19 protein-coding genes are annotated in these 23,498 nt (G+C 57.0%); 6 read left to right on the top strand and 13 right to left on the bottom strand.

The window, feature by feature from the left end; translation table 11 throughout:
- Window positions 1-8: 8 nt before the first annotated feature.
- Window positions 9-1,001, bottom strand: a complete 993-nt coding sequence (locus ABJP42_RS01170) for an AAA family ATPase (RefSeq protein ID WP_348338055.1) — start codon at window positions 999-1,001, stop codon at window positions 9-11.
- 32 nt (window positions 1,002-1,033) lie between these two features.
- Window positions 1,034-2,671 carry an alkaline phosphatase family protein gene (locus tag ABJP42_RS01175; protein ID WP_348338057.1) on the bottom strand — a complete coding sequence of 546 codons (1,638 nt, stop codon included), beginning with the start codon at window positions 2,669-2,671 and terminating at the stop codon, window positions 1,034-1,036.
- A gap of 560 nt (window positions 2,672-3,231) precedes the next feature.
- Between ABJP42_RS01175 and ABJP42_RS01180 the strand changes: the two genes are divergently transcribed.
- Window positions 3,232-4,233 carry a mechanosensitive ion channel family protein gene (locus ABJP42_RS01180; protein WP_348338059.1) on the top strand — a complete coding sequence of 334 codons (1,002 nt, stop codon included), beginning with the start codon at window positions 3,232-3,234 and terminating at the stop codon, window positions 4,231-4,233.
- Between the two features lie 30 nt (window positions 4,234-4,263).
- Here ABJP42_RS01180 and cls read toward each other — a convergent pair whose 3' ends face one another.
- From cls to ABJP42_RS01225, 9 genes are all read right to left on the bottom strand, one after another.
- On the bottom strand, window positions 4,264-5,676 hold the full coding sequence (cls, locus tag ABJP42_RS01185) for a cardiolipin synthase (RefSeq protein WP_348338060.1): 1,413 nt from the start codon (window positions 5,674-5,676) through the stop codon (window positions 4,264-4,266).
- Between the two features lie 40 nt (window positions 5,677-5,716).
- Entirely contained in the window at window positions 5,717-6,574 is an 858-nt protein-coding gene (locus ABJP42_RS01190) for a DUF1269 domain-containing protein (protein ID WP_348338061.1), read from the bottom strand.
- 72 nt (window positions 6,575-6,646) lie between these two features.
- Complete coding sequence (locus ABJP42_RS01195; RefSeq protein ID WP_348338062.1) at window positions 6,647-7,720, bottom strand: HlyD family secretion protein; 1,074 nt, start codon at window positions 7,718-7,720, stop codon at window positions 6,647-6,649.
- 50 nt (window positions 7,721-7,770) lie between these two features.
- A complete protein-coding gene (locus ABJP42_RS01200) occupies window positions 7,771-8,022 on the bottom strand; it encodes a DUF3302 domain-containing protein (protein ID WP_348338064.1) in 252 nt (83 codons plus the stop codon).
- Between the two features lie 16 nt (window positions 8,023-8,038).
- Window positions 8,039-8,533 carry a hypothetical protein gene (locus ABJP42_RS01205; RefSeq protein WP_348338065.1) on the bottom strand — a complete coding sequence of 165 codons (495 nt, stop codon included), beginning with the start codon at window positions 8,531-8,533 and terminating at the stop codon, window positions 8,039-8,041.
- 10 nt (window positions 8,534-8,543) lie between these two features.
- Complete coding sequence (locus ABJP42_RS01210; protein ID WP_348338066.1) at window positions 8,544-8,813, bottom strand: hypothetical protein; 270 nt, start codon at window positions 8,811-8,813, stop codon at window positions 8,544-8,546.
- Window positions 8,813-9,976 (bottom strand): AI-2E family transporter, encoded by a 1,164-nt coding sequence (locus tag ABJP42_RS01215; protein WP_348338067.1) that lies wholly within the window; start codon window positions 9,974-9,976, stop codon window positions 8,813-8,815. The genes ABJP42_RS01210 and ABJP42_RS01215 overlap by 1 nt, the downstream gene beginning before the upstream one ends.
- A gap of 201 nt (window positions 9,977-10,177) precedes the next feature.
- Window positions 10,178-11,767, bottom strand: coding sequence for an arylsulfatase (locus tag ABJP42_RS01220; RefSeq protein ID WP_348338068.1), 1,590 nt, complete (start codon window positions 11,765-11,767; stop codon window positions 10,178-10,180).
- A gap of 218 nt (window positions 11,768-11,985) precedes the next feature.
- Window positions 11,986-13,983 (bottom strand): multiheme c-type cytochrome, encoded by a 1,998-nt coding sequence (locus tag ABJP42_RS01225; protein ID WP_348338070.1) that lies wholly within the window; start codon window positions 13,981-13,983, stop codon window positions 11,986-11,988.
- A gap of 262 nt (window positions 13,984-14,245) precedes the next feature.
- Between ABJP42_RS01225 and ABJP42_RS01230 the strand changes: the two genes are divergently transcribed.
- The 3 genes from ABJP42_RS01230 to ABJP42_RS01240 all read left to right on the top strand — a co-directional run bounded on the left by ABJP42_RS01230 (window position 14,246) and on the right by ABJP42_RS01240 (window position 19,079).
- Entirely contained in the window at window positions 14,246-14,629 is a 384-nt protein-coding gene (locus ABJP42_RS01230) for a nuclear transport factor 2 family protein (protein WP_348338071.1), read from the top strand.
- Window positions 14,630-14,904: 275 nt separating this feature from the next.
- On the top strand, window positions 14,905-15,942 hold the full coding sequence (locus tag ABJP42_RS01235) for an efflux RND transporter periplasmic adaptor subunit (RefSeq protein ID WP_348338072.1): 1,038 nt from the start codon (window positions 14,905-14,907) through the stop codon (window positions 15,940-15,942).
- A gap of 2 nt (window positions 15,943-15,944) precedes the next feature.
- Entirely contained in the window at window positions 15,945-19,079 is a 3,135-nt protein-coding gene (locus tag ABJP42_RS01240) for an efflux RND transporter permease subunit (protein ID WP_348338073.1), read from the top strand.
- A gap of 68 nt (window positions 19,080-19,147) precedes the next feature.
- Here ABJP42_RS01240 and ABJP42_RS01245 read toward each other — a convergent pair whose 3' ends face one another.
- The gene (locus ABJP42_RS01245) at window positions 19,148-20,125 is read right to left on the bottom strand and encodes a LacI family DNA-binding transcriptional regulator (RefSeq protein WP_348338074.1); all 978 of its coding nucleotides are present in this window, start codon (window positions 20,123-20,125) and stop codon (window positions 19,148-19,150) included.
- A gap of 105 nt (window positions 20,126-20,230) precedes the next feature.
- On the opposite strand from ABJP42_RS01245, the gene ABJP42_RS01250 reads away from it, so the two are divergent.
- Both ABJP42_RS01250 and eno read left to right on the top strand, forming a co-directional pair.
- Window positions 20,231-21,244 (top strand): phosphotransferase family protein, encoded by a 1,014-nt coding sequence (locus tag ABJP42_RS01250; protein ID WP_348338076.1) that lies wholly within the window; start codon window positions 20,231-20,233, stop codon window positions 21,242-21,244.
- Window positions 21,241-22,545 carry a phosphopyruvate hydratase gene (gene eno, locus ABJP42_RS01255; protein WP_348338077.1) on the top strand — a complete coding sequence of 435 codons (1,305 nt, stop codon included), beginning with the start codon at window positions 21,241-21,243 and terminating at the stop codon, window positions 22,543-22,545. Before ABJP42_RS01250 ends, eno begins: the two co-directional genes overlap by 4 nt.
- A 119-nt stretch (window positions 22,546-22,664) precedes the next feature.
- Here the strand turns inward: eno and ABJP42_RS01260 are convergent.
- A partial coding sequence (locus ABJP42_RS01260) for a peptidoglycan-binding domain-containing protein (protein WP_348338078.1) occupies window positions 22,665-23,498 on the bottom strand: 834 nt, incomplete at its 5' end.

A 23,498-nucleotide genomic window follows, 5' to 3' on the forward strand; every position in this document is an offset into this window, starting at 1 on the left:
CTCGTGCGCTAGGGCAGGGCCACAAGCGAGACAATTTCGTCGATGACGTCATCGACGCGTTTGCCATCGCCCTGGGCTTCAAAGCTGAGCGTCAGGCGGTGGCGCAAAACGTTATGTACCACGGCCCGCACATCCAAGGGGTCAACATAGTCCCTTTTGTGCAGCCAGGCATGGGCGCGGCCGCATTTGTCCAGCGCCAGCGAGGCCCGCGGGCTGGAGCCGATCTCGATCCAGCGGGCCAGATCATCGCTCACCATAGCAGGGGTCCGGGTGGCCTGCACCAGATCGGCCATATAACGGTCCATGTCATCCGAGACATGCACCTGGCCAATCTCGGCGCGGGCCTGAAACACCACATCTTGGGCAATTGCTGGCGGCTTGGTTTTTTTGGGTTTGTCGGGGGTCTCTGGTTGTAGAGCCGAGAGTTCTTCGTTGCGCACCAGCCGGATCACTTCGACCTCGTCTTCCACCGGCGGGTAGGTGATGTTCACATGCATCAAAAATCGGTCCATCTGCGCCTCGGGCAGCGGGTAGGTGCCTTCCTGTTCGATGGGGTTTTGCGTGGCCATAACCGTAAACAGAGGCGCCATTTTATGGGTGGTGCCAGCAACCGTCACCTGGCGCTCTTCCATCGCTTCGAGCAGGGCCGCCTGCACCTTGGCGGGCGCGCGGTTGATCTCATCCGCCAGCACGATATTGGCAAAGATCGGGCCGGGATCAAAGCGAAAGCTGCCGCCCTCAGCCGTCTGGGTATAGACCTCGGTGCCGGTCACATCCGAGGGCAACAGATCCGGGGTGAACTGGATGCGGGAGAAGTCAGCATCGAGGTTCTTGGCCAGCGCCTTGATGGCGCGGGTCTTGGCCAGACCGGGCAGGCCTTCGACCAGCAGGTTGCCATTGGCCAGCACCCCGATAACCAGGCTTTCCACCACCGGGCGCTGGCCGATGATGGACTGGGCCATGCGCTCTTGCAGTGCGGTGATTTCGTCATGTGCGTTCATTTGAAACCTCACCAAATCCGTGGATCTGTTAGTTATTGAAAAATCTCGGGCAGCGGTTCGCCAGTGGCACCTGAGGGCAGTTTGGTGCCCAGATAGGTAGTCACCGTCGGCGCCAGATCGATGGTTTCAACCCTGCGCACAATGGTCTGAGCCTTGATGCCGGGGCCGGCAAAGATCAGCGGCACATGGCTGTCATAGCTCCAGGGTGAGCCATGGGCGGCCGCCACGCTGAGTCCATCCAGATCGCCAATGAACCAATGGGGTTCAAACACCAGATAGATATCGCCCGAGCGGTCGGGATGGAAATTGCGCTGCACTGCGCGGCTGATCTCTGTGTCGGGCAGAGATCCGCTGCGCAGCGACGAGCTGGCAACAGCATAGGCGATGCCGGGCAGTTTTTGCAGCTCGGCGGCCACTGCCTGTTCCACTTCGATGGGATCCAGCTCCATGTCGCGCAACAGATCCTGATCGAGATAGACATAGGGCGCCGAGAAATTCTGAATCATCTCTTCGCCTGCCCCGAATTGGTCTTTTAACCTTTGGATACCGGGGGTGGTGTCGAGATCGTCAAAATCAAACAGTTGCGCCTCAATACCGAGTGTCTCCAGATAGCCGGGGTTTTCTGCCGCGCCGTGATCAGCCGAGAGGACCAACAGCGTGTTGCGCAGCCCAATGCGGGCATCAACAAAACCCAGCAGATCGGCCAGCTGCAGGTCCAGCTGTTTCATGTTGTCTTCGGATTCCAGACTGGAGGGGCCAAAGATATGGCCAACATAATCGGTCGAGGAGAGGCTGACTGAGAGGTAATCGGTCACCGCATCTGACCCCAGTTTTTCCACATCGATCAGTGTTTTGGCGAAATCCACCGTGAGGGCATCGCCGGCCGGGCTGAGGGTCAGGAAGGTGGTGAAATAGGAGCTGCCGACAGGTCCGTATTCATGCGGGAACACAGTACCCCAACCCGGCAGGGACGTCTCCCAGGGCTGGTCATCGCGATCGGCAAAAGCGTAATTCTCAATGGGCTGCGACAGGGTCCATCTGGTGTCAGAATAGGAACCAACCAGGTCTTTTTCTGTCCAGGCCTCGACCCAATGGGGATAAGTTTCGCGGTAATAGCTGCTGGTGACAAACCTACCTTCGGATTTGGAAAACCAATAGGCAGTACCTGCATGACCGGCCATGGAAATGGCACCGCGATCCTTCACTGAAACACCAAAGACCTTGGCCTTGGGGCCAAAATACTGGGCGATCTCATCCGAGATGGTGGAGGTCAGAATGGCGCGCGGCGAGCGCCCGTCGGTGGTGGCGGCCCGCTGGGTTGGATCGATTTCATCTTCCTGATCGACGCCTTTTGCACCCAACAGCGGGAATTCTTCGTCCTGTACATTGTAGAACTGCCGCCCTTCTTTGCGATCAAACCAGAGGTTCGCCACCATGCCATGAATGGCCGGATCCGCGCCGGTGGCCAGGGTGGTATGGCCAACAATTGTTTCGGTATTGGCATGGGCGTGATGAGCATTTTTAAAAACCGCGCCATTGCGCAGCAGGTAGTTGAAACCGCCCACGCCATAGCCACGGGAATATCGGCTGATCAGGTCAGGGCGCAGCTGGTCGACGGTGATCTGCAACACCAGACGCGGCGGCGTTGATGCGCCCTGCTGTGCGGACACTCCGGTTGCGCAGGTCACTATCAGGCTAGAGACGGCGGCGAGAAAAGCGGCGTTTTGTATCATCTATGTAAAGTCCCTTGGGTGATCCTGGATCAGCGCGGCTCAGTGGGGGCAAAAGCGAAGGCCTCAAATGCAGCAAACAAGAGCGCCAATCCCGTCGCTCTGTGCTGAGAATAGGCTAGCATATTGGTAGGGTATTCCAACGTGTTTTTCGGGAGTTGCGAGCGAAGACCCGAGATGCGAGGGCAATGGCGGATTGTCCTGCCGACCTTTCGCTCCGGAACCAATTCAGTGGTGTTTTTGGGCAGCTTTGCTATCCTCAAAATGGGCCATGGGCAGTGTATTCTATGGGTTTCATTGATTTTGCCCACCGCGCTCCGCGTATAACTTTTTTGACCTAGCATATTGGTAGCAGCACCGTGAACAACACCCCGGAAGACTTCCCAAACTCAATTGGCATCGCCCTGGATGGAACTAGAACGTGGTTTGCGACGGTGAACTGGGAACATGTGGGTTTGGCCGCACTGTCGTTGGCCATTGTTTTCTTGTGCCGGAAACCTTTGTCAAAGTGGGGCATCAAGGCTTTGCAGGGGCTTTTGAACCAGTTCTCGGTTACAATTTCCGAGGTGGTAGCCATTGAGCTGCGCTCTGCCGTTGAGATACTGGTCGTCACCCTGTCGCTCTATTTTGTGTTGGAAATTTTTGCGCCCCCGGAGCTTTTTGGTAATTTTGGTCGTCGGATCCTCGCTTCGGTTGCGGTGGTAGCGGTGTTTGGCGCCTGGTTTCAGCTGAGCGGGCCATTTGCTTCAATGCTACGGGATAAACGGGTCAAGGATTTTCGAGTAGAAATAGATTGGGTTCAAAAAGTCACTCAGTTTGCGATCCTTTTGTTTGGCCTGACCGCACTGCTCGAGGTCTGGGAAGTTGATATCGGGGGCGCCCTCACCGGGGTTGGTGTTTTGGGGGCCGGGCTGGCCATCGCTACCCAGGATCTGATCCGTAACCTCGTTGCGGGCATGTCCAATATCAGCGAAAAACGCTTTGAAACCGGGGATGCCATAGAGGTGGAGGGCCAATTTGTCGGCACTGTGCGCCGCATTGATCTGCGCTCAACCCTGGTGGTGGGGTTTGACCAAATTCCGCGTCATATCCCAAATTCGGACTTGGCCAATTCGGTGGTGCTGAACTATTCTTCGCGCACGCGCCGCCGAGTGAAGCTCTCGGTCGGGTTGGTGTTATCCTCCACCCAGGCACAAATCGAAGCGGTGCGAGACGGGCTGATCAAGTACCATCGCGCATCCGGCGATTTTGACTTGTCCGAGGATGCCGCCAAGCATATCTACGTCAATGCGATTAGTACCAGTTCGGTTGATATCCTGATCTATGTCTGGACCACTGGACCTGATTATCAGGACTACCTAGCGGTGCTGGATCGTCTGTTGCTGGCAGTGCTGCGGATCACTCAAGAGGCCGGAACCACGCTGGCCTATCCAACGCGTACAGTTCATTTGGGTCACGATGTCACGGGCTCTTCCGACGACAATGGCAAAGATCCCCTATAGAGTCAGCGCTAGAACAACAGGGAGTATGGATCACAGAAGGGGACTGAAAAGTCGCGCAATCGGGGCGCCTTGACGTTGGCGAAACCCACGCTGTGACAGGCTTTGGGTGAGACGGAAGGAGCGATCAAAATCTGCCTCCAACATCGCGGCAGTTTCGTCGGCGAGGTCTTTGTCAAAAACCACCACGGTTTCTTCAAAATTCAACCGGCAAGAACGGTTGTCCAGATTGGTCGTGCCCACCGAGGTGATGCTGTCATCCACCAGTACCACCTTTTGATGCATGAACCCTTGATTGTAGCGCCAGATTTCCACACCTACCTCCATGACCTCATCCAGATAGGCCAGGGCGGCAAGCCAGGGGATTTTGTGGTCGCTCACTTCCGGCATAAGGATGCGTACCTGAACGCCGCGCATAGCGGCCAGTTTCAGTGCGGTCAGGATATCGTTTTCCGGCACAAAATAGGGTGACGCGATCCACAGCCGGTCGGTGGCGGCATTGATCAGGGTGCAGAAATAGAAACTGCCGGAATCAAAATCATCGCCCGGCCCGGTGGCCACCAGCACTGCATCCTTGTTGGCGGCAGCGAGGCTGGGTTGCCAGTTCAGGATCGGCGTCAGATCCTCATGGGTGGCCCAGTGCCAGTCCTCGGCAAAGACCAGCTGCAATTGAAGCACAACAGATCCCTGCAGCCGTGCGTGGGTGTCGCGCCAGGGGCCGAACTTTGGGTTCTCTCCCATATATTCGTCGCCCATGTTTAAGCCGCCAGTAAAGCCGACCTCGCCATCGATGATGACGGCTTTGCGGTGGTTGCGAAAATTGATCTGGAAGCGGCTTTTGGGGCCTCGCCGGGCATGGGCGTTCACCACTTCAATGCCATTTGATTGGAGGCTTTCCAGATAGCTGCGCGGGAGTTTGGCGCAGCCGACGGCATCATAGATCAGTCGGACTTTGACGCCGGCGCGGGCGCTTTCGGACAGGCAATCATGCAGGCGGCCACCGATTTTGTCGTCGTTGATGATATAGGATTGCACCAGCACATACTGCTGCGCCTTGGCGATGGCAGCAAAAATAGCCTCAAAGGTGGCAGCCCCGTCGATCAGCAGCTCCAGATTGCTGCCCGTGGTGACCGGAATATCGCCAATCTCTTCCAGAGCATTATAGATCTGTTGGTTTTGGATCTGGGTCGGAGGGTTGGCGTCGCGGTGCCTTTCCAGACCGCTGACAATGCGTACGCTGTCACGGCGGCCGATGACATAGCCGGTGAACTTGAATGTCCCAAAGAAGAGATAGGCCGGGACCGCAACAATAGGCACTGTGAGCAAAAAAGCGATCCAGGCAACAGAGCCCTGCGGCGTGCGGGCATGTTTAACCGCCAGGACTGCGCAATAAATACCTGCAACTTCCAGGCAAAAGAGCAGGAGAAGGCCGACCTCAAAGCTCATCTGGAACCCTCATTCCCAATCCTTCTCCTGCCAGTTCCGTTCAGCTCAGGGCTTCAGCGGCCAGACTAGATGCCTTTTGTAGTTTGGCTTTGCGTTCGTGGTAATCAACGGTGATTTCCGCTTTGCGTTTTTTGAACTTGGCCTTGGCTTCATCCACGGAGGTTTCGATCTGAGCATCCAGCGCAGCAACGCGCGCGTCAAATTCAGCGTCCAGATCATTCAGGCGCTTGTCAATGCGGGCACCTGCTGCCTTGATCTTTGCTTTGCTGGCCGCCACTTTTTCACTGATAGCCGCGGACATATTGTCTGCGGCGGCGTCCAGTTCAGCGTCCAGTTCGGTGAGTTCACGGTCAAATTCAGCCATTTCCGCCGTCAGCTGGTCGTCAACGACGTCAATGCGAGGTTTGCGAAACAATGTGCCGCCCAGATCCTTGACCCGGACATCCAGCGGGGCGGTCCAGACCTCATCGATGGAGGCAACAAGGCAGCTTTTCCCAGGCTCCAGTTCCAGCGAAACGGCTTCGATTACCGAGGCGTCGATGCCTGCCACCCAAAGGTCACGGTACATACCGAAAACCCCACCGGTCATGCTGCCAACCAACATGCCTGACCCGGCTGCTGTTGCTGCTGCTGCCGATCCTGCGACCACCGCGCCCGCCGCAACGGCAGCAGGCCCGGCCAAGACACCAACCATTGCCCCCATCAGGATACCAAAAGCAGTGCCAATTGGGCCTTCATCCTCGGCCTTTTTGAGATCAAGATTGCCGTCACCGTCCTTGCTGATGACGCCTTGAGCATAGAGCACCAGATCTCCATTTTTGTGCAACTCACCAAGGGCTTCGGAACCCTTGTAGGCGGTTTCTTCACTGTCAAAGACCACTGCTATAAACTTGTCCATTGGGTCAAACTCCTGTTCGCTGTCAGTTTGTATGTGAAATTGAATGGAAAATAGTCTTGGGGGTGAAACCGGCTATAGCGCCGGATTCAGGTAGTTAATGATTGAGGTCATGCGGATCATCACTCGGCGGATGACATGAGTTGAAGTCACACTTTCAGTGTAGATTGCCACCGCTCCGACAGCTCCGGGAGGAAGAACTCCCAGCTCCTCGGGAGCGTCAAGGTTCAGACGGACGAGGAAGGGTTCGGCGACGATGTTCCCGGATGCGGCGATTGATCCAGTGTTCAGAGCCTGACCGCGAGAGACGGCGGGAACAATGCGGTCGACGGTCCCGGTGATGAGCCGACCTGGCTGGGTTTTAATCGCAATTTCAACTTCTTGGCCTGGCCTAACATGGCGTAGATAGATCTGGTGGATCTCAGCCAGTGGCAACCGTTCCGAAGTATCGACAAAGGCCATTGCTGGCATAAAGGGGAGGTTGGTGACCCGCTGCCCTTCGGCCAAGGCGAGATTGGTGACATAGCCCTCACCCGGCGCGCGGACCGAGGTTTGCTCCAGGTTCCACTGGGCTTGTTCCAGCCGCGTTTGGGCCTCGGCAACCTTGGCAATCACACCCTCTTCGGTGACCGCGCCGATCTCTACTTCCAGGCGCCGCACTGCAGCCGAGGCTGCTTCGACGGTGCCAATGGCTGCGTCCAGATTGGCCGTGCGCAGTTCCAGGCGGTTTTCGGAAATTGTTCCGCTTTCCACCAGCTTGCTGTCATCGTCAAATCGCGATTGCGCCAGGACCCGCTGCGCCTGCGCTTGCCGCAGCTGCGCCTTGGCGCTGTCCAAGGATTCAAGATCCTGTCTGGTCTGAGCTTTCACCCGAACCAAGGAGGCCGCTGCTAGATCTACCGCTTGCTGAAAGGGTTCCGGGTCGATTTGGAACAGCAAATCGCCCTGGTTCAGTGGGGTATTGGCCTCAACCGGAATATCGATCACCTGCCCGCTGACGTTGGGAATGATCTGCACCGTGCGGGTCATCATCCGGACCGGGCCTGTAGGGGCTCCCCACTGCATAGGAATGAACAGGAAGATAAACAAAACCGCGTCATAGAGGATCACGGTCAACCAGACACCCTTGGTGTTTGGTACGATCTTCATTTTTGTGAGCACAAAAAGAAGGCCAACGTAGAGAAGCGTCAGGAATACGATCACTGGTCGGCCTCCGGTGTTTTGTCAGCCGCCATCGGAGATTTGATGAAGGCCCATACCAGGGCCAGCGGCCAGAAGACACCGCCCGCGATTGCACCAAGCCAGCCTGCCACATTGATTGCTTCCTGTTGGGGGTGGCCTCTGTCGCGGGCAATTTTCCCGGGCAGCATGGCCAGAACCACAAAGACAACAATCGCTGTGGCAACAAGCGTGATCAAAACAAACCAGGCAAAGAAGTCTATTCCCGTCATCACCTTCTCCTTGAGCTCACTTTTTGGACTTGGCGAGCAGCGTAATCAGCTGCGGCAGGATGGACTGCAGCGCGCTGCCAAAGGGATCTTTGGACATTCGGCGTAGGTTTTCTGCAATTTCACCAATTTCATCCAAGGCCATATCGACTTCGGCCTCGATTTCCTCGACTGCGATGTCGCGCACCTCTCGGACGGGTTCCAGTTCCTGTTCGACCGACAGCCGATTGGCAAAAAGCACCAGCAGAACGGCAAGCAGGAAATTCGCCGCCGCCACGATCAACCCTGCGGCGGCCTTGCCCTGAGTTTCGGCCAGCCAGAAAAAGGCGGCCACATTAAGCATAACAAGCCCGATGGCGCCGATCAGCCCGGCAAAGGCCATGAGCCCGGTTTGCGAGCGAATAACTGCCAGTCGGCGCCGGGACATCATGCGCTCGGCGCGCAGAGCTATGCTGGCGTTGCGGGTGATGCGGCTTCTGCTTTTCTCAAGGGAACGTGCCAGGTTCTGGCTCATGTCTGCTTCCTCACTTCGATCCACGCCCCAGGATGAACCCCAGTGCCAGGGCTCCAACGAGGGTCAGAACCGGTTGTTTTTTGGACAGATCTGCAAGCTCACCTTGTAACTGCGCCCATAGATCTTCCAGTTCCGCAGCGTCGCCCGGCACAGTGCTATCTGAAGGTTTCTCGCTCTCAGGTGTCTCGTCCAACTCATCGTCTTTGACGCTTTTCCGACGATGGGCCATTTCAGCCTTCAGAGTTTTTAGTTCGGCTTCCAGCTGTGCTTTGGTTGCCATTAATCCGCTTCCCCTGTCTGCGCCGCCATTTGCGAATTGACCGGCGGCTTGGACTTTCCCAATGTGGGTCTTTCCGGTTCAGAACTTGACCTCAATTGGCCGTCGCCTGACATCAGGATTGCCACCGGTCTGGTGGCGGGAAGATGTGAGAAAACGATCAGGACACAGACTGTGATTGGCACACTCAGCAAGGCGCCGGGGGCGCCCCAGATCGAGGTCCAAAAGGTCAGGGACAGGATCACCATAAAGGGCGACAGGTTGAGTGATTTGCCGGTCAAGGCGGGTTCAAGGATGTTGCCGATGGTGAATTGCACTATCCCACAGCCAAAGACGATGATCAGGAATGGAGTAAGGGTATCAAACTGAACCAGCGCCACCAGGGCTGGAAAGATGACTGCCAGCACGGATCCGATAGACGGGATGAAGTTCAACATGAAAGTCAGAACGGACCAGGTTTCGGCAAAGTCCAGGCCCATGGGTTTCATTACGGCATAGGACAAGAGGCCAGTAATCAGGCTGACAACGGTTTTGATGCCAACATATTTCTGCACCCCTTCGGAAATATCCGAGAGGATAGAGGCAATCTGAAGACCGGTCTCAGGATCACCCGCAGCCAGCTTCAGTTTTTCCTGCATCGGAGCTCGTTCGCTCATCAGGAAGGGAATATAGAGCAGCACCAGCAAAAAACCGGATAGAAAGGCACTTGCACTGTTGAAGGTTGTGGCCGCAAATGCGGAATAGTCCAGACTGGCTATACCATCTTGTACAATTTTGGCGTTCTCCTCACCGATGGCAGAAATCAGTCGGGCGATAATCTGGGCCAATTTTGCCTCATATCGCGGCAAAGCTTCGGAGACCCCTGTAGCTTGGTTGCCGAGGATCAGAAGCGTTGCGCCCAGGCCGGTCAGAACCAGTAGAATGCCAATGATATGGGCGAGCCACCGTGGAACCGGGGCGTCGCCGATTTTTTGACCTGCAATCCAGTCAATCACCGCGGTCAGCAGGACAAAAAGGATCAGTGCAAAGGTCAGCGGGATGAGAAAACCGGCGCCAAAGACCAGCCCTGAAATAACCACTGCAGTAATGACCGCGAGTTTGGCCCAGAAGGATAGTGTGTTTATTCCGCCTTCGCGTCTGTCGGGCCCGGAGATCACGTCGCGCACTCACAACATGGATGCAAGAGATTAAGAGCCCCGCTCGCGCGCCGAACCCATTGAATTTCTGTGCAAAGTTGCACCATTGTTATGGCCATGGCCATTTTATGTCCTTCATCCGTAAGGTGGTTCCAAGCGATTGAGCGACTCAGACTTTGCAGCAACGGTGCCGGCTGGAAACTGCCGGCACCGTTATTTTGACCGTCCGGCTTAGTTGCTGCCGACGTTTGCTGTCATTTTTTCCATCACCTTGGAGAGCGAGAATGACCCGGCTTTTTGCCGTGGGGGGAAGGCTTCAAAAGTTCCCAGAAACTGGGCCACATAGGCCTGGGCTGGAACCAGCAGATAGGCTCTGTCGATCAGCCAATCATAGTAGGTGTTGGAGGTCCGGTAGGCGCGCTCATAGGGGTCACGACGCAGGTTGATGATCAGTGGCACCCGAAGTTCGGTCCAGGGTTCGATCCAGGCGCGTAGGGTTGTATAGGCTTTTTGCTCCATGAAGATCAGTTTCCAGTCATCATAACGCAGCGCTGTCAGGTCGCCCTCATCAGAGAAATAGAAGATCTCATTGCGGGGGCCTGTTTCAACTTCACCGGTTAGATGCGGCAGGAAGTTATAGCCATCCAGATGGACGTTGTATTCGCGGCCAATGGCCTGAACACCGCCTTCAAGCAGCTGTTCCTTGATGTCGGCATTGCCTGCAGCGGCCATATAGGTTGGCAGCCAGTCCATGTGGTGCATGATCTCGTTCGAGATGCTGCCGGCTTCGATCTTGCCGGGCCAGCGCACCATCGATGGCACCCGCCAGCCGCCTTCCCAATTGGTGTTCTTTTCACCAAAGAAGGGCGTCATGCCGGCGTCAGGCCAGGTGTTCATGTGAACACCATTGTCGGTGGAGTAATGCACGATGGTATTGTCGGCGATGCCGAGCTCATCGACTTTGTCCAACAGCATGCCGACGTGACGGTCATGCTCGACCATGCCATCACCATATTCATCCTGGCCGGAAATACCGCGCAACTCGTCTTTCACATGGGTTCGGAAGTGCATCCGGGTACCATTCCACCAGACGTAGAAGGGTTTTTCCTGGTCAACCGCACGCTGCATGAAATCAATCGCCGCTGCGATGGTTTCATCATCTACGGTTTCCATCCGTTTTCTCGTCAGCGGGCCGGTATCTTCAATTTCACCATCAGCCGAGGAGCGAAGAACGCCACGCGGGCCAAATGCTTCGCGGAAGGTGCGGCCATCCGCCATGATGGCATCGCCGGGGTAATCTTCGTTTTCCGGTTCTTCCTCGGCGTTCAGATGGTAGAGGTTGCCAAAGAATTCATCAAAACCGTGGTTGGTCGGCAGCATTTCATCAAGATCACCAAGGTGGTTCTTGCCGAACTGACCGGTCACATAGCCTTCAGCCTTCAAGAGGCCTGCAATGGTAGGGTCTTCGACCTGCATGCCCTCTTTGGCGCCGGGCAGGCCAACTTTGGAAAGACCGGTACGAAAGACGCTTTGGCCCATGATATAGGAAGAGCGGCCGGCGGTGCAGGATTGCTCGCCGTAATAATCGGTGAAGATCATGCCCTCATTGGCAATCCGGTCGATATTGGTCGTCTGATAGCCCATCAGACCCATGGTATAGGCCGAGATATTCGATTGGCCGATATCATCGCCCCAGATCACAAGGATATTGGGTTTGTCCTGCGCCCATGCGGGGGCGGCTAGGAAAAATGCTGTTGCCGTACTCAGGGCAATGCCGAATTTTCGGGTTGTGGAAAAATTTGTTGAAATATTTTGTCGCATCGAGTCGTTCCTCCTGCAGATGCGACAATAATGGTGTGTTCACTGGACATCTCAAGGAAAACCTTTGCGTTTCGTTCGGAAAATCGCTTTCCACTCCAAAGGTGTTTCTTGATCCCACTTGAAAGATGTAAGGAAAATACATCAATTTTACAGAATCCACTCACTCACTATGGAAAGGTTTGATTTGAAAAATGACATGGGTGATGCTCACGCGCGGCCTACCCCTTTAGATCTGCTCGCATCAGGTTGAGCTGTACATCCTCTGGGTTTAGCTCAATGGCGTGGTCCAGTGCTTCCAGCGCTGCCGTGCGGTCCCCGAGAGCATCATGAATGCGGACAATCATGACCCAGGCCTGGGTCAGTTGCGGATCCAGTTCAACGGCCTCGCCAAAGGCCTGCAAGGCCATGTCCATCCGCCGTGTGGTCAGGCCAATGCCACCCAGAACCAGCTGCGATTCTGGGAAGTCAGCTTTGACAAACAGCGAGGCCTGCCACTCCGACATTGCCTGGTTGAGGTTGCGGTTCATCCGTTCGGGCATATAGGCGATGCGCATGCCCAGAAACCCGCGCGCCGCGGCTATGCGCACAGCTTTGACCGGGTCGCCAAGCAGACCTACCAGACGCTGAGACCGCTCTGTTTCAGGCGCGCCGCGTTGCAGGGCAATAGCGGACACCCGCACCAGCGGATCAGGACTGGACAAAAGCGGCTCCAGACGGGCTGCCAATCCGGCGTCCGCCAGGGGTATCAGCATATCCAGCGCCGAGGCCCGGACAAGGGCGGGCAACTCCTCGTATTCGGCCAGCTCAACCAGCCCCGCCGCATGGCCACGCAGATCATTGCGCGCGCCCGCAATGATCTGCGAGAAATGCGGGCTGCGATACTGGCTGTCCGGGAACCAGTCTGCCACAGTATCCGCCGCCCATTTTGCAGTTTGCTCTGTATGGCAATCCGTGCAGGCATTGGGGGCCCGGGTCTCCACGCTCAGATCCGGGCGCGGAATACGGAAAGAGTGATCGCGCCGCCCGTCCACTCCCATATAGATGCGTTCGATCATATGGCAGTTTTTGCACTGCGCCCCCTCGCTGCCCGTGGGATGGAAGCTATGGGAAGGATCATCATAGGCTTTCTGCGTCAGCGACGGGAAATCTGGGTTGCCTCCAGGCGAATGACACTGGGTGCACAGCCCGTTGCCTTCAATCTTGAGTTTAGCCGTATGCGGATTGTGGCAATTGCTGCAGGTGACACCATTGGCATACATCTTTGACTGCAGGAACGAGCCGTAGACATAGACTTCATCCTGAATTTGACCATCCGGGTGATACAGCCCAGAACGCAGAGTGCTGAGCCGATAGGCATCGTGAAACGGGGTGCCGGGCAGGGGGTTGCCGCCCTCAAAAGGTTCGCGGCGCGAATGGCAGCCGGCGCATTGCTGGATTTCACGCTCAGGATGGGTCAGCGGACTGAGCGGCTGGTCTGTGCCTGCCAGATAGTTACGCAGTTCTGAATTGGCATCCGGGCTGGCGTTCAGATTGAGCCGCAGTCCTATGGCATTCACTCCGGTCCATTGACCCGGCTTGAGAGGGTTTTGTGTTGTTGCCCAGTCCAGATGCGCCTGAGCCGGGCCATGGCAGGCCTCGCAGCCGACGCCGATTTCGGCCTGACGGCTTTGGTAGACTCTGGCGCGGGGCTCATAGTTCTTTTCAAACCCGGTGGCATGGCATTCGGCGCAGCGGGCGTTCCAGTTTTTATAAGGACCACTCCAGTGAAACCCATCGTCCGGCGCCAGGACCTGATCGGGATATAGATGAAACCATTCTTGTTTCACGGTGTCCCAGACCACATCAAAGGACTGCATTCGGCCAGGCTCGGTCTCAATGATATACTGTTGCAGCGGCTCAATCCCGGCAACGCCAACCACCGTGAACTGCTGTTTGCCGCCGACGGCATCATCGGTTTCGATCAGATAGGTGCCATTTTGCTGACGGAACCGGGTGGTGGTGCCGCGATGCGAGAAGGAGCGGTCGTCAAAAGCCCCCAGAACTGTGGCAGACGAGGGCGCTGTCCAGGCGAGAGCGTGATGCGAGCCTTGCCAGTCTTGAGCGGCCTCCGCATGGCAATTGCTGCAGCTGGCGGATCCAACATAGGCAGGCTCGGCCGGTGTGTTGTCCTGGCTCATCACTGCCTGGGCCAGAAACACCCAAGTCAAAGCAGCCAACAGGTTTTTGTATCCAGTCAAAACGCGAAAACCCATCCAAAACCCAGCCTGATCCAATCATCTTGCTTCAATCTAAGGCCCTTAAGAGATTAATTCTATTGCCATCTTCGTGACAATCAGACTGTTACAGGGGTTTTCGCTTGTAGAGCACAGACAAGCGGGGAATTGAGCTATAGCCTCAGCCTGCAAGCCTTGGCCTGTTTGGCTTTGATAGTCGGCATCCGTGGTCAAGGTGGCATGCGAGGAAGGGGTAAGGGGTACAATGGTGGATTTGGAGCAGAACAAACGCAATGTGATCGCGTTTTATGAGCAGATGTTCAACGATTGCCAACCGCGCCAGGCGATCGAGACCTATGCCGGGGCCGAGTATACTCAGCACAACCCGCATGTCGGCGACGGCAAAGAGGCCTTTGTGGAGTATTTTGAAAGGATGGCCGCCGAGTACCCAGGCAAGCGGGTGATCGTTAAAAGCGCCTTGGCCGAAGGTGACAGGGTGGTTCTGCATTGCCACCAGATCTGGCCAGAGGGGCTGGAATATGCCGGAATTGACATTTTCCGCCTCGACCAGAATGGCAAAGTGGTGGAGCACTGGGATGTGTTGCAGGTCTTGCCGGAGACCAGTGCCAATGACAACGGCATGTTCTAACGTCTCTGCAATGGCCTCGGCCTGATCTCGCTTTTACCCTCCAACAGTCGCGATGCATCGTTGCACATAAGCATCCGCTGTGTATGACTGCTACAAAGCCCTGAGACCAAAATTCTGAATGAGTTTCCAGAGACTAGGGCCCCTTAGTACTGTTCTTAAATAGGGTATTACACATGAGCTCTGCTGGCCATTCAACGATAAAAGCGATCCTTTGGGGTGCGATTTTTGGAGCAACGTCCGGGGCGGCTCTAGCTCAGGAGGCGGCCGCTCCAAAGGTGTCAATCGCCGCAGCCTATACAGCGGATCTGATCGATGAGGTCACCTTCATTGGCCGCGGAGAGGCCGTCAACAAGGTCGAGATTGTCGCGCGGGTCAGTGGCTTTGTGGATGAAATCGTCGTTGAGGACGGCCAAGAGGTTGTTGAAGGCGATGTGCTGTTCCGGATTGAACCAGACACCTATGAGGCTACCCTGGCCGCCCGTCAGGCTGACAAGGCTCAGGCCGAAGCCAACCTGAAGCTTTCCGCAGTAGAACTGGAACGCAAAGCAGAACTGTTCCGCCGTGGCTCTGGCACAGAGGCAGACCGGGATGTGGCCCTGGCCAACAATCAGGTGGCCGAGGCCCAAGTGAAAATCGCTGAAGCGGCCATTCAGATGGCCAAGCTTGATGTGAGCTACACGGTTGTCCATGCGCCGTTTGCAGGGCGGGTTGGCCGCACGTCGGTCAGCCCGGGCGAATTGGTTGGTCCAACAACCAAGCCGTTGATCGCCCTGATCAGGACGGCGCCAATGTACGTGGAGTTCTCGCTGACAGAAAAACAGCTGATGAACGTAATTGAAAACTTTGGCGCAAGTGTTGGCGAGGTGGCCAACAACCCAAAGGCCCCGGATGTGTTTGTGATACTGCCAAATGGGCAGGAACTGGAGGAAGCAGGTCGGGTGGTCTTTGCGGACAACCAGATCGATCCTTCCACCGGGACAATCACCCTGCGGGCAGAATTTGCCAATGCACGGGGAATGATCGTTGAAGGCTCCTTTTTGAATGTACGTATCGAATCCACGGCTCCCCGCAAGGTTCTGATGATCCCGCAGGCGGCTGTTCAGCGGGACCAGCGGGGCGATTTTGTTCTTGTCGTTGGCGCGCAGCAAACGGTTGAACAACGCTATGTCACCCTTGGGCGGCAGGAAGAAACCGCCGTAGTGGTCATAGACGGGCTGCGTGAGGCAGAAGCCGTCATCGTCGAGGGGCTTCAGCGGGTGCGACCCGGAGTGGCGGTGGATGCGGTTCTGGCCGGCGCGGCAGAGGAGAAATAGGCGTGTTTTCCTCAATCTTTATTGCACGTCCCAAGACGTCCTTTGTAATCTCACTGGTGCTGACCATCATGGGGATCATTGGTTTCTCGGTGCTGCCGGTCGAACAGTTCCCGGAAATCACCCCGCCTGTGGTCAATGTCAGCGCCAACTATACCGGCGCCAGCTCTGAAACCGTGGAAAACACCGTCGCGGCCCCCATCGAGGCCCAGGTCAACGGTGTGGACGACATGATCTACATGTCTTCAGACAGTAACGACAATGGCGGCTATTCGCTCTCCGTCACATTTGAGGTTGGAACCGACCCCGATATTGCTTCGGTCAATGTGCAAAACCGGGTGGCGCAGGCGACCTCGTCTTTGCCCACCGAAGTCACCAACTCGGGCGTGGTCACCCAGAAATCATCAACCAATATGCTATTGCTGGTGGCGCTGTCCTCCCCCAATGGCACCTATGACGAAGTCTTTTTGTCGAACTATGCCGCGATCAATCTAAAAGACGCGCTGGCGCGGGTCGCGGGTGTTGGCAAGGCCGACATCATGACCAATTTTGAATACTCGATGCGGATGTGGATGGATCCAAATCGCATGGCGGGTCTGGGGCTGACGCCTGCTGATCTGATCGCGGCCATTCGCGAGCAAAACCTGGAGGTCTCGGCAGGTCAGATCGGCACGCCCCCGATCCCAACCGGCCAGCAGTTTCAATATACCATCAAATCCAAGGGCCGCCTAACCACGGTAAAAGAGTTCCAGGACATCGTGCTGCGTTCCGGCGATGCCGGCAGCATTGTGCGGATCGGCGATGTGGCACGAGTAGAGCTGGGGGCCAGCTACTATAACGCCTCGGGCCGCTATTCGGGTAAACCCGCAACCGTTCTGGCGGTCTACCAGGCACCGGGGGCTAATGCCCTGGCCGTGGCCGAAGGAGTCGAAGCAGAGCTGGAGCGACTGGCGCGCGCCTTTCCCGATGATGTAACCTATGATGTGCCCTTTGACTCCACCAAATTTGTCGAACAATCGCTCAGCGATGTTGTCACAACTCTGATGCAGACCTTTGTGCTGGTGATCGCAGTCGTCTTTGTCTTTCTGGGCAATTGGCGGGCCACGGTTATCCCGGCCATAGCCATTCCGGTATCATTGATCGGGACCTTTGCCTTCCTGCTGGCCTTTGACATGTCGCTCAATACCATTTCGCTGTTTGCCCTGGTGCTGGCGATTGGCATCGTGGTGGATGACGCCATTGTGGTGGTGGAAAACGTCGAACGGATCATCGCCGAAGAGGGGTTGAGCCCGGCTGACGCCACCCGCAAGGCAATGGGGCAAATCACCGGCCCGGTGATTGCCACAACCCTGGTTCTGCTGGCGGTCTTTGTACCGGTCACCTTCATGCCCGGCATCACCGGACGGTTGTATTCGCAGTTTGCGGTGACCATTTCGACCGCTGTTGTGATCTCTTCGATCAACGCGTTGACCCTTTCTCCGGCGCTGTGTTCACTGATCCTGAAACCGCGCTCTGGCCCACCCACGGGTGTGCTTGCCACGTTCGAAAAAGGCATTGATGGGGTGCGCGGCGGCTATGTCGGCATTGTCCGGCGTCTGGTACGCCTGCCGCTGATCGCCCTGGCCATTCTGGCGGCCATCATGTTTGGCTCTGGCGGCTTAATGAAGGCCCTGCCTGCGGGCTTTATTCCGCTGGAAGACAACGGCTATCTCTTTGTCGATGTGCAATTGCCTGATGCTGCCTCATTGGAGCGGACAGAGGCGGTGACGGATCGGATCAACAAACAGATCCTTGAAATCCCCGGTGTTCAGTCGAGTGTTGTGGTCAATGGTTTCAGCCTGTTGAATGGCTCTGGTTCAAATGGTGCCATGATCATTCCTAACCTGGATCCTTGGGATGAGCGCGATACCGACGAGCTGAGCGCCGATGGCATCCTTGCCAAGATCATGGCGGTGGCCAACCAAGAGATCAGCGCCAATGTCATTGCCTTCAACCCGCCGCCTATCTCTGGATTGGGGATGAGCGCCGGGGTCGAGATGAAGGTGCAACAGACCGGCGGCGGTTCGGCGCAGGATCTGTCAGCGGCGATTGGATCGCTGGTTTATTCCGCCAATCAAAGCCCGGATGTCGGCCACTCCTATTCAACCTTCAGGGCCAATGTTCCCAAGGTCTACGTGGATCTTGACCGTGAAAAAGCCAAAACCCTCAATGTGGCGATCTCGGATGTCTTCCTGACGTTGCAGGCCTATATGGGATCCTTCTACGTAAATGACTTCAACCTGTTTGGCCGAGTCTACCGGGTCATGCTGCAGGCCGATGGCGAATACCGCGATAATGTCGAAGACCTGAATAACCTCTATGTGCGGTCGCAAAGCGGTGAAATGGTGCCCATGGGCGCCCTGATCACCGTGCGCAACGAACTGGGGCCGGTGGCGCTGAACCGCTACAATATGTTCCGGGCCGCTACAGTGACCGCGGTGCCCGCGCCGGGGCTTTCTACCGGGGATGCCATTCGCGTGCTCGAAGAAGAGGCCTCTACAGCGCTGCCGCCTGGCTATGCCTTTGAATGGACCGGAACGGCGCAGCAACAGCAGTCTTCTGGTGGGTTGGTCGTGATTATCCTCGGGATGGCGGTGCTCTTTGCCTATCTCTTCCTGGTGGCGCAGTATGAAAGTTGGACCATGCCGATAGGCATTCTGCTCTCGGTGACGGTGGCCCTGTTCGGGGCCTTGGCAGCGGTTTCGGTGACAGGGGGAGATGTCAATCTCTATACCCAGATCGGGATGATCATGCTGATTGGCCTGGCGTCAAAGAACGCCATTCTGATTGTGGAGTTTGCCATGGAGCGGCGGGCCAGTGGCCTGTCGATCCGCGAGGCCGCGATGGAGGCCGCCAGCCAGCGTTTCCGGGCAGTTATGATGACCGCGCTCTCCTTCCTGTTGGGGGTTGTTCCCTTGCTCGCCGCCAGCGGCGCTGGCGCGGCCAGCCAGCAGGCCATCGGCATTGCCGTATTTGGCGGCATGTTGGCAGCGACTGTTCTGGGCGTGATCATTGTGCCGGTGCTCTATGTCATTCTGCAGGGGACGCGGGAATGGATCAAAGGCACCAACAAGGCGCCTGCCACACAGAGCGAAGGTTGATTTGGGCGAAGCCTAGAAACGAATTCAAAAGGCGAGCGAAAACCAAGCGCCCGCCTTTTGGTCTGTCCCTAGCGAATGATGAGCTGCGCTAAAAAGCTGCTCTGTTTGCTTTCATCGCTTCTATGAGTAGACGTCACCATCTCTGCCGCCCGTTGGGCCAGCTGTGTCACTGGCACCTGAATGGTGGTCAGGCCGCGATCAAGCCATGCGTAAAAGGATGGGTCGCCATAGCCGACAAAGGCAATCCCATCGCCCTGTTCTGCTTTGGCGTCCATTATGGCGCTGAGCGCCCCGTTAGAGATCTCAAACCCACCACAGACCAAAGCCGTTGCCTGCCCCTGCGCAAGGATCCTTTGCGCATGGCGCCGCCCCATATCAAAAGACGGAGCACCGGTGCAGATCAGGTCTAGGCTGGCAGGGAAGCCTGCCGCCTTGGTGCCGTCGCAAAAGGCCTGCAACCGGCCCTGGCCACTGGTCAGGTTACTATCGGCACCTATATAGGCGACTTGGCGGTGGCCCGCATCGGCCAGATGTTGAACGGCAGCGTGAATGGCAGAGCGGTCTTCAACCAGGATCGCGGGGTTGCCACTGTCTGGGCTGCTTTGACGGATCAGCTCGATCACCTGCATTGACGCCGATGAGGCTAGGGGTTCTTTTGCTCCGCCGGGAGCGGGTACCATCACAACAGATGTGGCCTGAACCTCCCGCAACCGGTCGAGTGCTTTTTGTTCGGCTTTTGGGTCGTCATTTGTCAGGTGGATAATCAACTGCCAGGACTGGGCTTCGCAGGCCAGCGCCATTTCATTGGCGAACCGGGCATAAAATTCATTGACGATATTGGGCAGCAACAGGCCGGCAATCCGGGGGCTGTCACCGCGCAGGACCATGGCAACAGAACTTTTGACATATCCCAGCTCGCGGGCGCGTTTGTGCACTGCCTCGCGGGTTTCTTTCTGAACATTGGGATTGTCGGACAGCGCTCGGGACACCGTCATATGGGACACTCCGAGATCCTGGGCGATGGTTTTGATCGTGACGCGGGCCAATTTCTGCTCCTTAAGGCTCGTCTGACCACTAGTAATCGTTTTTGTTGCCTTGACAACTCTGCCTGTAATCAATTTATGTTCACGTGAACATATTTGGATCTAGCCATGACGCAAGAGCTTGACACCCGCTGCCGTGACCTGATCGATGCCCTGAGCCTCGGAGCCGCCAGTGATGTTTATGAGATCACCGCTCTGACCGGTGGCGTGGCCTCAGACATTGCTTCGCTTCGGGTAGGGGAGGCCCACTACTGCGCCAAATTCGCCCTGCCAAAGCTAAAAGTCGCAGCTGATTGGCACGCGCCGGTGCATCGCAATGCGGCTGAATACGCTTGGCTCCAGGTTGCTGCTGAACTGGTTCCCCATAGCGCTGTGAGATTGTTTGGCCGGTCTGAACAGGCGCACGGCTTTGTGATGGAGTTCGTGTCCGGTGACGATATCTATCTGTTGAAAACAGCCCTGCTAGCTGGTGAGATGCCAAAGCAAGAAGTGAGCGCCATCGGGGATATGGTTGGCCGCATTCAGGCAGCCTCCAGCCAGAGCGATTTTGACCGCACCGCTTTTCACAACCGTGATGATTTCCGCGCCCTGCGGATCGAACCTTACCTGAGCTATACAGCTGCAGCTCACCCGGAAGTGGCTGAGGCACTAAACACGCTTGCTGATGAGCTATACTCCAGCACTGCGGTCCTGGTGCATGGCGATGTCAGCCCTAAAAATATCCTCATCCGCGCAGGGTCTCCCCTTTTGTTGGATGCGGAATGTGCAACCGTGGGGGATGCCAGTTTTGATCCTTCGTTTTTCCTAAATCATCTTATCCTCAAAGCCATCCACCTGCCCCAGACACGCGCCGCGCTTTTTGCAGCTGTGGGCACGTTCTGGCAGGCCTATAGCCCGCATGTCTGCTGGGAGCCCCTTGCTGGGCTTGAGGCGCGTATCTGCCGTCTGACCGCGGCGCTGATGCTGGCGCGGATTGATGGCAAATCGCCGGTGGAATATCTGACTGAAACCCAGCGGACCCAGATCCGCGAAATCGCCCTGTCCCGGATCAAACAGCCAGTGGCTACCTTGGCTGAACTCCTGGATGCGGTGGATACTCATCTAAAGGACCTAGAGGCATGACCGCGATCAAAACCGTGACAGGACGCAGAGTTTGGGACTCGCGCGGGAACCCCACCGTTGAAGTGGACGTAACCCTGGAAAATGGTGTGCTGGGGCGGGCCATCGCCCCGGCCGGCGCCTCACGTGGCACCCGCGAGGCCATTGACCTGCGGGACGGTGGCACAGCGCTGCAGGGCAAAGATGTAGGCCGCGCCCTGGCCAGCGTGAACGGATCAATTGCAAACGCCCTGGCGGGCCGCGACGTTCGGGATCAATCCGGTGTTGATGGCGCAATGCTGGCGCTGGATGGATCCCCGCTCAAAGATCAGCTTGGTGGCAATGCAACCGTGGCAACATCCCTGGCGGTTCTGCATGCAGCAGCCGCGGATGCGGGCCTACCCCTGTGGCGGCATGTGGCACAGGCCATGGGCACCACCCCCTCCCTGCCTTTGCCGGAAATCCAGATTTTTGGCGGGGGAGCCCATGCCGGGCGCCGCGTCGATATTCAGGACTTTATGATCATGGTGCCCGGCGCGGGCAGCTTTGACGAGGTGATGGAGATCACCAATGAGGTCTATTTTGCCGCCGGTGACATTATGAAGTCCAAGGGCAAGCTGGCAGGCGTTGCAGATGAAGGCGGCTGGTGGCCGATGTTCGACAGCAATGAAGAGGCACTGGAGACCCTGGTGGCGGCCATTGAAAAGGCCGGGGAGACACCCGGCGACCGGGTGGTTATCTCGCTGGATATTGCTGCTTCGGAATTTGGCAGCGATAGTCGTTACCGGCTGGCGCTGGAGGATCGTGAGCTGGACAGCGGTCAGATGATCGACATGCTGGGCAAATGGATCGACAGCTACCCGATTGCCTCAATCGAGGACCCTCTGTCTGAGGATGATGTAGCAGGCACCGTGGAGTTCACCCGCCGGTTTGGCGATCACCTGCAGATCATCGGGGATGATTATCTGGTGACCAATGCCGCGCTGGTAAAAGAGGCACAGGCCCAGGGCGCCTGCAATGCAGTGCTGATCAAGGTCAATCAGGCCGGGACGGTCACCGAAAGCCTAGAGACATTCCGCGCCGCCCGCGACAAGGGCTGGGGGACAATTGTCTCGGCCCGTTCTGGGGAAACCGAAGATGTCTCGATCAGCCATCTCGCGGTTGGGCTGGGCAGCAACCAGCTCAAGGTTGGCTCCTTCACCCGCTCGGAACGTATGATAAAATGGAACGAATGCCTGCGCATTCAAGACAGGCTGGGCGCGCAGTCCTTTGTTGCCGGTAGGGCGCTTGCCGGAACTTGGTGGGGCAGACAGAGCCAAAAGTAGGCGCGGTTCTGCAATCTGCGGGCCGAGGCAATAGGGCCGCTTCGCTTTTGGAAGCAGCCCTAAACTTTGCACCAGACCCGGCAGGCTGAAGTCAAAGCAGACCTGCCACGGGTCTGAGACTAATCGCTAGGCGGTGTCTCTTCTTCCCCCGGAGCATCGGTAGCTGGAGTTGCTGCCTCTGCTTCCTGTGGTTCTGTCGGTTCCGTCTCGACTTCACTATCAGGCGCGTCTGCTTCTGGCGAAGTCTCGACCTCTACGGCGGCTTCAGGGGCTGCTGAAGCCCCATCTTGTGAAGTCTCGCCTTCAGCAGCAGTAGGCGCTGTCTCCGACGAGATGCTTTCTTCGCCAGTTTCAGCCGGTTCCAGAGGTGGCAAGATGCCCATAGCGCGGGCGGTGTCGTCATCCACCTTGCCAGTCTGCTCCAGACCGTAGTCGTACTGCAGCCACATCAGCGCGGACTCAGTGTTTTTGCCAAAGGTTCCGTCCACTGAACCGGTATCATAGCCGTAGCTCGTCAACAGGTTTTGCAACTCGCGCACGGCAGGGCCACGGGTGAAGGGCGAGGTCAGAGCCAGACCCAACATGGAGTCGGCTTCGGCCATGGCTTCCTCAGCTGCCGGAGAGACGATCTCGTAGACCTGCTCGTCCTGATAGTATGTCGGGCGATAGATAACCCCGTCGCAGAGGATCAGCTTCTCGCCATTGTCGATGACTTCTTCGCAGCCATCCGTAGGTTTGGTGGCAACATAAACCAGGGTCGAAGCGGCCAGCGTCGCGGTGAAATACCAACCCCAGGAAGGATACCAATAGTAACGGCCGTGATGATAGTGAGGGGGGCGATGATGCGGCGGCCGATGATGTGGTGGTCGCCATCCCGGTGGACGGTGCCCGGGCGGACGCCAGCCAGGAGGATGGGTGCCAGGATAACCTGGTCGTCCCGCATAGGGCGGGCG

Source organism: Pseudophaeobacter sp., from assembly GCF_039971195.1.
Taxonomy (GTDB): domain Bacteria; phylum Pseudomonadota; class Alphaproteobacteria; order Rhodobacterales; family Rhodobacteraceae; genus Pseudophaeobacter.